Annotated in this window: 10 protein-coding genes, 1 tRNA gene and 2 pseudogenes; 2 read left to right on the top strand and 11 right to left on the bottom strand. The window is 38.5% G+C overall.

What is annotated here, in order from left to right:
- Positions 1 to 81 precede the first annotated feature (81 nt).
- Both M1E93_RS05790 and M1E93_RS05785 read right to left on the bottom strand, forming a co-directional pair.
- A pseudogene (locus M1E93_RS05790) lies at positions 82 to 247 on the bottom strand (integrase core domain-containing protein); the annotation flags it as partial.
- Positions 248 to 307: 60 nt separating this feature from the next.
- Positions 308 to 384 (bottom strand) — tRNA-Arg (locus M1E93_RS05785).
- A 188-nt stretch (positions 385 to 572) separates the two neighbouring features.
- On the opposite strand from M1E93_RS05785, the gene folD reads away from it, so the two are divergent.
- Positions 573 to 1,430: a bifunctional methylenetetrahydrofolate dehydrogenase/methenyltetrahydrofolate cyclohydrolase FolD gene (gene folD / locus M1E93_RS05780; protein ID WP_004922311.1), complete on the top strand. Its 858-nt coding sequence runs from the start codon at positions 573 to 575 to the stop codon at positions 1,428 to 1,430.
- 17 nt (positions 1,431 to 1,447) lie between these two features.
- Positions 1,448 to 1,660 (top strand): ribosome-associated protein YbcJ, encoded by a 213-nt coding sequence (gene ybcJ, locus M1E93_RS05775; protein ID WP_014656527.1) that lies wholly within the window; start codon positions 1,448 to 1,450, stop codon positions 1,658 to 1,660.
- Positions 1,661 to 2,124: 464 nt separating this feature from the next.
- Here ybcJ and M1E93_RS05770 read toward each other — a convergent pair whose 3' ends face one another.
- The 9 genes and pseudogenes from M1E93_RS05770 to cysS form a co-directional block, all read right to left on the bottom strand.
- Positions 2,125 to 3,210 (bottom strand): hypothetical protein, encoded by a 1,086-nt coding sequence (locus M1E93_RS05770; RefSeq protein ID WP_426207189.1) that lies wholly within the window; start codon positions 3,208 to 3,210, stop codon positions 2,125 to 2,127.
- 82 nt (positions 3,211 to 3,292) lie between these two features.
- Positions 3,293 to 5,905, bottom strand: a pseudogene (locus tag M1E93_RS05765) (fimbria/pilus outer membrane usher protein).
- A gap of 84 nt (positions 5,906 to 5,989) precedes the next feature.
- Entirely contained in the window at positions 5,990 to 6,643 is a 654-nt protein-coding gene (locus tag M1E93_RS05760) for a fimbrial biogenesis chaperone (RefSeq protein ID WP_004922321.1), read from the bottom strand.
- A gap of 77 nt (positions 6,644 to 6,720) precedes the next feature.
- Positions 6,721 to 7,446 (bottom strand): fimbrial biogenesis chaperone, encoded by a 726-nt coding sequence (locus tag M1E93_RS05755; protein ID WP_014656530.1) that lies wholly within the window; start codon positions 7,444 to 7,446, stop codon positions 6,721 to 6,723.
- Between the two features lie 8 nt (positions 7,447 to 7,454).
- Positions 7,455 to 8,051 (bottom strand): fimbrial protein, encoded by a 597-nt coding sequence (locus tag M1E93_RS05750; protein WP_426207188.1) that lies wholly within the window; start codon positions 8,049 to 8,051, stop codon positions 7,455 to 7,457.
- 16 nt (positions 8,052 to 8,067) lie between these two features.
- Entirely contained in the window at positions 8,068 to 8,619 is a 552-nt protein-coding gene (locus M1E93_RS05745; RefSeq protein WP_426207187.1) for a fimbrial protein, read from the bottom strand.
- Positions 8,603 to 9,328 carry a fimbrial biogenesis chaperone gene (locus M1E93_RS05740; protein WP_014656532.1) on the bottom strand — a complete coding sequence of 242 codons (726 nt, stop codon included), beginning with the start codon at positions 9,326 to 9,328 and terminating at the stop codon, positions 8,603 to 8,605. The genes M1E93_RS05745 and M1E93_RS05740 overlap by 17 nt, the downstream gene beginning before the upstream one ends.
- 70 nt (positions 9,329 to 9,398) lie before the next feature.
- Positions 9,399 to 9,914 carry a fimbrial protein gene (locus tag M1E93_RS05735; RefSeq protein ID WP_426207186.1) on the bottom strand — a complete coding sequence of 172 codons (516 nt, stop codon included), beginning with the start codon at positions 9,912 to 9,914 and terminating at the stop codon, positions 9,399 to 9,401.
- Between the two features lie 726 nt (positions 9,915 to 10,640).
- Positions 10,641 to 12,029 carry a cysteine--tRNA ligase gene (gene cysS, locus M1E93_RS05730; RefSeq protein WP_036943984.1) on the bottom strand — a complete coding sequence of 463 codons (1,389 nt, stop codon included), beginning with the start codon at positions 12,027 to 12,029 and terminating at the stop codon, positions 10,641 to 10,643.
- Positions 12,030 to 12,315: the final 286 nt, after the last annotated feature.

The raw sequence follows: 12,315 nt of genomic DNA, 5'->3' as shown, positions 1-12,315 counted from the left end.
ACGTCAAATCGAATATGTTTTATTTATAAACCATTTGTTCCTTTTTGTACTAGTTTATAGAAAAGGTAAGAATCAATGATGATAATACCACGCTAACTCTCTAGCTTGGCTCAACGATTCAAATAAATAAGCAAATCAAAAAATTACGACAAAACGAACCATTAAAACGCTCGATAAAGCCATTTTGCTGTAGCTTATCGGGTTGAATATGGCATAACGCTATCTGATTATTTTCACAGTAATTCAATTAATTCACTGAATTTTAGGCATAAAAAAAGACATCAGTTGATGTCCATTGACTTCGAAATGGTACGCCCTACAGGGTTCGAACCTGTGACCTACGGCTTAGAAGGCCGTTGCTCTATCCAGCTGAGCTAAGGGCGCATAAGAGAAATGCGGCAACCTATACGGTTGATGGCGTTGAATTATACGGTTGCTACGCGCTGAGTCAATGGCTTTTCTCTACTAAAATAACTATCTGCTCATTTTATGTTACAGATTGAACTGACATTGGCGCTAACTTCTGACAAAATAGGCACATCCCCAAGTCTCATATATGGATTAAGTCACAGATGTTAGCAAAAATTATTGATGGGAAAACGATTGCGCAGACAATTCGGCAGGAAGTTGCCCAAAAAGTCCAACAACGTATAGAACAGGGCAAACGCGCACCAGGCCTTGCTGTTATCTTAGTCGGTGCAAACCCAGCTTCACAAATTTATGTCGGCAGCAAACGCCGTGCATGTGAAGAAGTGGGTTTCCTATCTCGCTCTTATGATTTGCCTGATACAACAACTGAAGCAGAGCTTCTAAAACTGATCGATGATTTAAACCAAGATACTGAAATCGATGGTATCTTAGTTCAGTTACCTCTGCCGGCGGGCATCGATAACGTTAAAGTTATTGAGCGCATTCACCCAGATAAAGACGTTGATGGGTTTCACCCGTATAATGTCGGCCGTTTATGCCAACGCGCACCACGTCTACGCCCATGCACACCAAGAGGGATTGTTACCCTGCTCGACCGCTACGGTATTAACACCTATGGGCTAAATGCCGTTATCATTGGTGCATCTAATATTGTTGGTCGCCCTATGAGCTTGGAGCTGCTACTTGCTGGCTGTACAACCACCGTGACTCACCGTTTTACAAAAGATCTTGAGCAACACGTTCGCAATGCCGATCTTTTAGTTGTTGCTGTAGGAAAACCGAATTTTATTCCGGGTGAATGGGTTAAACCGGGTGCTATCGTGATTGATGTTGGCATCAACCGCCTTGAAAATGGTAAAGTCACCGGTGATGTAGACTTTGATGAGGCCTCCAAATATGCCTCTTGGATCACCCCTGTACCTGGTGGTGTTGGCCCGATGACGGTAGCCACACTGATCCAAAATACATTGCAAGCGTGCGAAGAGTATCACGATATTTAATGAAATCAGGAGCTGTCATGGATATTTTCAGGCTTGAAGGCCACCCACACATAGAACTGTGTGATTTGCTCAAAATAGAAGGATGGGCAGAAAGCGGGGCAATGGCTAAGGCCATGATCGCTGAAGGCTTAGTGCAAGTTGATGGCGTAATAGAAACTCGCAAGCGTTGCAAAATCGCGGCAGGAAAAGTAGTTTCTATGGGCGACCAAAAAATCAAAGTTCAAGACTAAATACCAACAAGTAAGCTGATGTGCAGATCAGCTTACTTTTACCGCCATTTTCTCTATTAACATACTTTTCTCTCTCACTTACCACCGAGTCGGCTCATCTCAATCTCATCTTAAAATGAAGGCGAGTAAGCTTTACCCCACCAACGAGCTATAACTGAATAACTTATCTGTGACCGACATCCGAATTAGGAGAAATATTTGCACTCTATTCCAATAAACTATTCTTCCTAAACTAGATGATTAATTTAAGAAATTAATAGCCCAAGAATTATTTAGTCTCGAAATGTGATAATAACCGCCTATACCTATATTGCCTTTCTGCTGCACTGTGTGCCATTATCGAAAAGCAAGTTTGTAAGAGGTGCAACAACCACACCTAATAGCAACTCCTACTTGATTATGATAACAATTAATATACTTCTGTTTTCCCCCTTCAATGGGGGACTTTTTTATCTTACTTATTTTTATTTGAAAATTATATCAAGCTGTGCTGCGCCGGTTGCTTTCCCTGGTTTTTCCGTCTTATTAGGACATAGCGACCATACCAGCGGCTGAGATTGTGAAGAGCTTGCGGTTTGTGCGCCTATTTGCATGAAATTTAACCCTTGATTATTGACTGAAAAAGGGATACTTGAAGTCCTATCCACGCAGCCTACTGCATCTGCTACCGCATTACTGCCAATATAGCCGCGCACTAATCCCCCGATTGTGCCATCACTATAGTGTAAGCTAATTGCATGATTTCCGACGGCAGTTGATGGGGCAACAGGCTGGCCTGAAATAGCAATTTGGAAAGCTCGCCCATCATTAGCACCACAATTCACACTAATTGAAGATGTTGGATTGATAACGGGAAGCCCTTTTCTCGTATCAAATGAGACTTCTGTCGGCGTTGAAATGGAACAAGGTGGATAACTGACCGTCACTGTTCCGCTCGGAAAAATTAGATGGGAGACCAAATCACCCGATGAAGCTGATTTTATAAGATAAAGACTCGGTAACGTATAAGAGCCAGGCTTTGCATTATTACCAACATATAAAAATAACTCCCCTCGTATTGATGCCTTATTATTTTTCCTATTCGTATTCCATTGATGCTGAGTTGCTTCAGGCCAAGCAGAGCCACACCACATGGTCGACGCATTTTGTACTGGTGACGGTGTATAATTACCGTAGTTATCCCACGCCCCTTTTACAGTAACATCATGAAAAGGTCCTGATGTGCTCGCACCTGCTCCAACCGACGCAACCCCTGTTGCATTTGTACTACGAAAACCAATAATTATGTCCTGATCTACCCTATAACCTTTCATTTTACCCACCGTCATTTCATACGAGCTTGGTAAGCAATCAACCTTAGAAGAAGATGTATTAATACCAAAACCATCGGCCCTAATCGCGCTAGATGAATTTACGGCACTAATTTTTGTTAGGGTTATTTCGGCGTTCACATTACCAAGTGAAATAATCTCTTGGCCAGGCATCGCATTAAAATTTGCAGCCAACGCGACTGGATGGATAAAACCAAAGGCAATGACTGTGCTAGTCATATATTTATTAAACACTGAACTCATCATGGTTTTATATTTAAAATAATAATATTTCATGGTCAGGCAAATACCTTAATCTATTTTATAATTTCACAGGGGTACATGTATAAGTTACTTGGCGTATTGGTTGGTCTGCCTCTAACTCGATATTGGCTAAATCGAAGCGAACTTCACATTGTTTTTCTGTAGACTCCCCCCATTTAACCAATAATTTTCCTTTTTCAGGTAATCCTGTTAAATAAACCAGCCCTGAATCACCAACGATGCTGCTATAACTATCTGACGTATTTTGTAAGCTAGCTATCGCACCAAACGGCACATTGACATTATTCTTAATCAACGTCATTAACACTTGATACCCTCGTTTTGTCGCAAATTTAACCGGAACAACTGCGCCCTTACTCGGATAAATATTGATATTTGTTTGAGCAACATCGACATCATCAGGTAATGTTGTTGGGTCGATACTGATACTATTTCTCTTATAGTCAGAAAGATAAGGAGCTATACCATAACCTCGCCAATCAGAGTAAGAGGAACCATTATTAATACTGACATTCGGTGCATCCGGTAAATAAACTAATGCGACTGATTCCCCCATATTTTTTGTCAGTGTAAGTCCGCCGGAATGGAGCAGCATGCCGCCATTTGCGTTCATATTAAATGTCTTCATCTGACGACTATAACTATACCCCGCGGTAATACTTCCCTTACTTCCTTGATAACCAGCATTAATATTACTGCTATTAGCGCCATCTTTATTTTCCCAACTTTGAGAAGCGCTATAGGTAAAATCACCATCCATCAAACTACCATTTATCCCAGTTTGAATTTGCGATTTACCATTGTTATCGCGTGTATAGTAGCTAGTAGAATAAATAGACTGTAAGGAATCTGAATAACCAAATACACTAAATGGAATACTTATGTTAAAGGAAATTTGTCTATTCTCAGGCCAATTTCCGTTATCATCTTTAACCCTATCAATAGTAAAGTTACTGCCATAAGTTATCCCTTTATAGCTATTACTGTAGCCAATCGAACCTCCAGTTTGGGTTCTAGAGCTTCCCCAATAATCATCACGCGTAGCTCGAAGGTAAATTGTTCCCCATTCTCCCATACGCTGGCTGACTTGAGTTTGGAAACTACTACGCCGTCTTTGCATTGACCACGGGTAAACCCCGTCTTCAAGCTGATAACCTTCAGAGTTAAATTCACTAAAATTATAATAGTTACGTGTTGAATAACGTAATGCGGTGAGATCTACGGAGGTTCCCGTATTCATCATACTTTTCGAGTAACGAAGGCGATAAGACTGCCCCGTTTTCCGTGAGTTGTGATTTAATTTTGCAGCAGAAGCCGTGATATCAAGAGAAATGGCACCTACGTTGCCTAGTGAAATACCCGTTCCTACGTTTGCAGCTTGGTAATCTTCAGCAGCTAATACACCACCATAAACTGTGGTGTCATAAGGTAACCCATAAACAGCCGTTCCTAATAAAAAATCGGCCTCGCGGGATTAATTCGTCACATTACCGTCATAACGTCCAACCGTAACTTCATATTTCCAGCCACCGGGCCTTAGCATGACAGGTAATGATGAGTAAGGCACAATGAACTTCCGTTCAGTACCATTTGCCTCAGTGATAGTGACATCATAGTCACCTGAAAGCCCTGCTTCTTGAATATCATTGATGTAAAAAGCACCTGGAGCGACATAGGTTTCATAGATAATATTCCCATTTTGGCGAACGGTTACCCTTGCATTACTATTCGCAACCCCTTCTATGGGTGGAGCATAGCCCCGTAGCTGGCTTGGTAGCATCTCTTCGCTAGAACTCAATTTTATACCGCGAAAAGGAACACTATCAAAAACATCACTCCCCGTATTATTTTCACCAACTAACAGCACAGAGCGCAGTGGGAATAATTCGCGGTATAAATATGTATTCGTAAAACGGGTATAGTGCTGGTTATTATCTTGGTTATCACCACCATCCGTTTTTATTTGGCTATGGGTGATCGTGCTCCGTAAACGCCATGCCCCCGCGTTCAAACCAGCTCTTACTGTTGCAAAGAAGTTATCGGTTTTTCTATCTGAGCTATACCGTGAACTATTTTCAGTATGCCCATAACTTAAATTATAATTCGCAATAAGTGCCGGGATCCCATAATCCAATAAGTCAGGATCGAGTACCTCAGTATGGCTCGATTTCATTGCTATCTGCGGAATACTGATTTCAAGTTCTAGAATAGAAATATCAAAATGTGTTGATGCATCTGGGATCAAAGCCGGCAAATTATCAATCGGGTAATCTAACGGCAAATCCTTTGTTGTAGGAAGTTGCTTAATATTAACGCCATGTTTTTCTAGTAGCTCAGGTGTTAATACTGGAGAAACAACGCCTTGTTTATTTTCCTTAAATGTAATTGGAAGTTGCCCAATACCGACCTTATTAATATAAACAGAAACGAGATATTCACCCGGAGCAATACTCCCTTTTTTAGAATACACGGATAAATCAACTTGATCGGTTTCTCCCATTGCTTGTAAAAAAGCAGGATCAAAATAATCTTCTGCGGTAGCGGAATGAATGCTTAACATCAAGCACAACGCAATAGGATGCCATGTAAACTTAGCTGGACTTACGCAAGCAGGTAGTGTGTGCTTATTTCTATTCATATTTATATCCATTGACTTATCAATAGCAAAATTAAGCCTAAAGCAGTAAGTGCTCTTTTTTACTTATATTCATTTCAATAACGAGTTCTGAAATAATTACAATAAACGCGTATATTGCTGTGTTACTCCACCATCTTGGTCAATTAAACTCCATTCAAGCTCACCTTTAATATTCTCAGGTAATGGATACCGCTGTTGCCCCATAGGTGGAACCATTTCAAATAGAGATAAAGAGTCAACATCTTGATTGCCCACTTTTATTGAATAAAAAGTGACATAATAAGGTGTTGGATTTTTAACAATTAAAGAGTCCTTATCACGAGAAAAAACTAATTTTTTTGATATTTCATCAGTACCATATTTGGGTAAACCACTTGGGCGATAAAAAAGTTTTAAATGATTCTGTGTCGCAATAATCATTTGTGACTTTCCTGTATGGCCTGTTTCTTTTTTCTGATTAGGTATCGCCTTAATGTTAAGAATAAATAGTGACTCACGATCTTGCGGCATTTTATGATTAATTGATTTAATCATTAATACGACCGCGTCTTTTTCATTTATTTTTTCTAATGGCGGCAAAACAATAAAATCAGGCTTATTAAGTCCATCATCATTTGGGTTTACAACTTGAGATTGCAATAAATAAGCCATATTACTGTAGTTAGTCACTTTAAAGGGTACACCTTTTTTCGCAGACTCTGGATAAATGACCCTTGTCGATTGCATGGCAATGCCATCATGCTTCACCATATTTTGCCCATAAGATGAAAGAGAAAATAACCAGAAGCAATGAAAAATAAACAAAGTAAACCATGATGAGCGTCTCATTATTTTTTCTCCGTATGACCCATTAAATAATGATACTCTCGACTTTCTCCACCAAAATCATTAACAACTCGCCAAGTTACCTCTTTAGCATTTTGGTTGATGTGATATTTTATTTCCGAAAACGGTGCAACCATCATTCCATTATTTTGATTATCAATTTGTTGTCCATTCACCTTTAACGAAGAAAAGGTCTGAAAATAGGCTGTTGGGTTATTTACAACTAAAACATTTCCTTTTTGTTGAAAAGTGAGTTGTGATGCTGACGAATTTACACCCTTGATAATACTTTCAGGGCGATAAAATAGTTTAATCACCATTTGCAAACCAAAAGAGACTTGTGAGTAATTATCACTCTCCTCACTTAATCCTTCCTTAGGTATACTCGGTATTGCTAAAAAGCTTAAATAGAAAACCGATTCCCTATCTTTAGGTAGATGCTTTATCTGATTAGGAACAATCACTACCGTATTTTGACTTTGTGGCTCCATTCTAAATAATGGTGGATTTACTAAAAAGGGAGCCTTTTCTAAGCTATCAGGTGAAATAAGTGCATTAACTTTAATTAAATAGGTATTATTGCTACGATTTTGAATCGTTGCTTTTGTGTTTTTATCGGTCTCTAAAAAGATCACACGCGTTTGATTCAATAACACACCGCCATCCGCAATAGCGCTATTAAATAGAGAACTAAGCAATAATGTTAATAAAGCTAAGAAATATTTCATCATCGTTTTCAGTCATAAAGAAATTGAAAAGTTACGGTGCTGTGTAATTTCCCAGCTTGTAATTCGCCACTACAATTCCCGCATGAAATTGTTGCCGTAAATGGTATTTTGGTTTTATTCAATATTGATAATGGACTTTCTGCCACCCAATTAGCATTAATTAATCCTGTTTCGGCTACATTAGTATTTTTCTTGAAATAAGTATTTCCTTCAGTACTAAGTAAAAAACCATACCCTTTAGTAGTTGAGCTTGCTGAGTTCACATATAGATGACGCCCACCAAGGGTTTTGCTTTCCCCCGTAACTTTAATTTTCGGCGTATAGTGTGTTAACCCTTTACTATCACAATCAATAAAGTCTAAGGTAAATTTTTCTTGTTTAGCTGTACCATTTTTAACCTGAGAGGTCGAAATATTAGCGCCATTATTAAACGCAATAACTGGATGACTAACGCTAATTTCACATGTGCCTTGAAAGTATTCAGCTGAAAAATTTATTTGAACTGGTGCAGCCTTTGCTAAGGGTAAATAACTCAATGTCAGTATCATCAAGCTAATTTGCGTCACCCGCTTTAATTTCTTATACAATATAAAAAAATTCTGCACAGTGGCCCCTTACTTTTCACTGAAAAAGAACGGTAAATGTAATATTGGCTTTTAAAAAATCAGGGGTAACTGTGTTATCCACGCTTACAAGCCCAATCCCAAAATACTCGGTACTTGAAAATTGGTTCGATGAATTTAGCGGTGTTAAAGCCACCTGTTTTCCTTGATTTTCTAGCGCGTCACCATTATAGAAATCATTTAATCCAAGCTCTTTTTTACCATGCTGGATCATAAACCCTGTGCCATTAGGCGTACTGTCTAAAAAAACTTGATTATTACCGCTATAAGGCGTTATGCCTTTTAATGTTAATAACGGTGTGGTATTTCCCCCTTCACAGGTCACTTTTGCTGAAATAGGTTGAATTTCAACTGTTGTTTTTGCTGTTGGGAAACTAGCAACCGAATAAGGCTTAAAATGTAGCGCCTTATCTGATAATTCAATGGAACAACTACCATCGACTAAGGAAGCCGACAAATCAACTTCTGCAGTACCTGCCGCATATAATTGGCCAATGTTAGTTAGCATCAGCACAAAAAAGATCGAGGAAGACTTATTGAACCCAACCATCGAATTGATCCTTTCCGCCAAAGTCATTGATTGCGCTCCATTGTACTTTGCCTTTTTGGTGAATATCTTGATACAGCATGTCACTAAAAGGCGAAATCATGGTATTACCTAATTTAGGCTCCAGCTTAGCGAGCTTATTTCCCACTTTGATTTCACTGAGCGTAATATAATAAGGTGTCGGATTGGTCACCTTTAAGCCATTATTTTGCAAAGAGAACTTCAATAAGCCCATTGCCTCTTTTTGGCTGACAGAAAACTGAACAGGTCTATAGAATAATTTTATTGTGTTTCCCGTTGCGATTTGCAATGAGCCTGCTAATTTGGGGGTAGAGTTATTATCTAACCTATCCGTTGCAGGTAACGCTATTGCTCTAAAATAAAAAATAGACTCACGATCTTTAGGTAAGTCATTTTTAACTTTTAGAATTTTAACTTGATTCAAGTCACTCGGTTCTAAACGGAACATTGAAGGTGTGGTGATAAAATTATTTTGCGCTATTTGCCCCTGTACATCACGGTAAATTTGCGTACGAACTAAATAAGGAGTATTCGAATTATCTTCACTTTTGATAGTAATATTAGCCCCTACATTATCCTGACTTTCATTATAAATTATACGAGTTCCATGCAGCACGATCCCCGCCATTGCTGAAGTTGTACTCAGTAATAATAATATGGTTCCGATAACTCTAAATACTTTTACTATCATTTCCCTATCCTAATAATTCACCTTAAACGATAAAATGAAGCGCAGGGCTCTGCGCTTCAAATATTATTAATTACTCAGATGCGTAAGAAATAATAATTGGCGCTGAATAGGCACCAACAGCAGGCGAGGCATCCGTTGTACCCATACCAACTTTGAAGGTATACGTTATTGGTGCAGTATCAGAAACAGTCACAGGAATTGCTTTGTTTGCAACAACTTGATCGGGTTTACCGTCTTCTTGCAGCATAAAGCCAACGGTTGAACTTTCACCAATGAAGATATTTTTTGCAGTATTTGAAGTAGCCGTTGTGCCTTGTACATACAGTGCACCTTTATCGGATGCCTTGTCACACGCATCTAATTGTACGACAAGTGGAGTATCACCGTTTTGTACATTTGGACTAAAGGTATCTTGAGCAAATTTACCTACATAAAATACTGAATTACCACCATTAGCAGTCACATTACAAGTTACCGCCGTAATTACACCATTAAGTGTAATATTGTCACTATTACTACCAGCAACAGCACCTAGGCTGACACCGGTAAATAACATCGCTGTAATTAACTTAGTTTTAAAAGCCATGATATACCTCATGAACAAGTAGTGATTAATAGAGCCTAAATAGACCCCACAACAAATACAAAATAAAGAAATAAAAAATCAATTTAAAACAAGAATAGGAGTTTATTCCTACTCATCAGAATAATAGATAAAAATAAAAGTATGTAAATACCTACAATTTTAATAATTGAAAAATATCACGTCATTATATTATTTTTACCTTTATATAAATCTAAGTTTTTATTTAAAATAATATAGTAAAAACACTTAAAGCGAAAAAACAAGCAACAAAATCCATAACGATTAAATATTAAACTCAAAATTAGAATATAAATTTATATTAGATTCCATTGGTAGTTTTTTATTTCAATTAGGTATTAATACTTATTACCATTAGATGACAATAACTGTTATTTATTAAAAAAGTTAAAAATAATTAATTATTATAAAATACAACTTATTCAAAATACACTTATTATGATAGTCGTAAAAAGACCAGTCTTGCGTTTACTCCCAAAATAACGCTGTTTTTTTCTATCTCTATTTTATAAATATAAAGATAATTAATATGTGATACCGCATAAAGTTTAATTCAGCTAATCTATTAAGCTGAATCGATAAAAATTTGACTTATTGCGCTAATAATAGGGCTAGCTGTTGAATATCGATAGATATAATAAAACCCGTTAAAATGATTGAGTGCTATCTACTCAAATTTTAACGGATTGATTTTAAATAAAGATAAGACTATTTACGGCGCCAAGTTGTTCCTTGAGCACCATCTTCTAATACGATTCCCATTGCCGTCAGTTCATCACGGGCTGCATCAGCCAATGCCCACTCTTTATTTTTACGAGCATCATTACGCTGTTTAATTAACGCTTCAATTTTAGCCACTTCTTCGTCGCCTTCACCTTGAGCATTACCTTGTAAAAAGGCTTCCGGGTCTTGCTCAAGTAAACCAAGCACACCCGCTAATTTACGTAACTCAGAGGCCAATTCATTGGCTGCAACCTTATTTTCTGACTTCAGTCGGTTGATTTCACGCGCCATATCAAACAGTACGGAATAAGCTTCAGGTGTATTGAAGTCATCATTCATGGCATCTTCAAAACGTTTTTTAAAGACTTCACCACCCGCTGGGGCGACTGATTTATCAGTACCACGTAAGGCAGTATATAAACGTTCTAAGGCTGTACGTGCTTGTTTCAAATTCTCTTCAGTGTAATTAAGTTGGCTACGATAATGACCAGATAGCAAGAAATAGCGCACCGTTTCAGGGTCGTAATACTCAAGCACATCACGGATAGTAAAGAAATTATTCAGTGACTTAGACATTTTTTCACGATCAACCATCACCATTCCTGAGTGCATCCAATAATTCACATAAGGACCATCGTGAGCACAAGATGATTGCGCAATTTCGTTTTCATGATGTGGGAACATCAAATCCGAACCACCGCCGTGAATATCAAAATGGTTACCCAATGCTTTGCTATTCATCGCGGAACATTCAATGTGCCAACCAGGGCGACCTAACCCCCATGGTGATTCCCAGCTAGGCTCGCCTTCTTTTGACATTTTCCAAAGAACGAAGTCCATCGGATTACGTTTTGAATCAGCAACTTCAACGCGTGCCCCAGCTTGCAGCTGCTCTAGGTCTTGGCGAGACAATTGACCATAATTTTTATCCGTTTTGACTTCAAACATCACGTCACCGTTATCTGCCACATAAGCGTGACCTCGTTTAATAAGCAGATCGGTGATTTCGATAATTTCATCAATATGCTGGGTGGCTCGCGGCTCACTGTCTGGGCGTAAAATATTTAATGCATCAAAATCTTTATGCATCTCAGCTAACATCCGTGTTGTCAGCGAATCGACGGTTTCATTATTTTCAGCCGCACGTTTGATAATTTTATCGTCAATATCTGTTACATTACGCACATAATTCAGGTCATATCCCAAATAGCGCAAGTAGCGGCTAATCGCATCGAAAGCGACGAAGGTTCGACCATGACCAATATGACACAAGTCATAAATGGTGATACCACACACGTACATCCCTATTTTCCCTGGATGAATGGGTTTAAACTCTTCTTTTTGACGACTCAGTGTATTAAAAATCTGTAGCATCTGAACTATTCCGTTTAATGTGTACGTGTTTTTCCTTACTGGCTTACCTTGATTCAAGCCGCAACACAAACGGCGACTGCCTTTAACGCTAGCCATACATATTGCCTATGCCTAGCCGACTAGTCTGTTGCCGCCCTGTTACACCTTGAATTATTTAGCGTATTACTCGCTCAAGCTATAAGGGGTATCTCAATAATAAGGTATCAACCTGTTAAATAGAGTGATATTGAAACCTGAACATTGCAATAATGCAAGGTTTAACCATAGTGTTTACCTGTCTATTTTT

The sequence above is a fragment of the Providencia sp. PROV272 genome (assembly GCF_049901975.1).
Classification (GTDB): Bacteria; Pseudomonadota; Gammaproteobacteria; order Enterobacterales; family Enterobacteriaceae; genus Providencia; species Providencia stuartii.
Note: the sequence above shows the minus strand (reverse complement) of the source record. Positions and strands in the feature narration are given on the sequence as shown.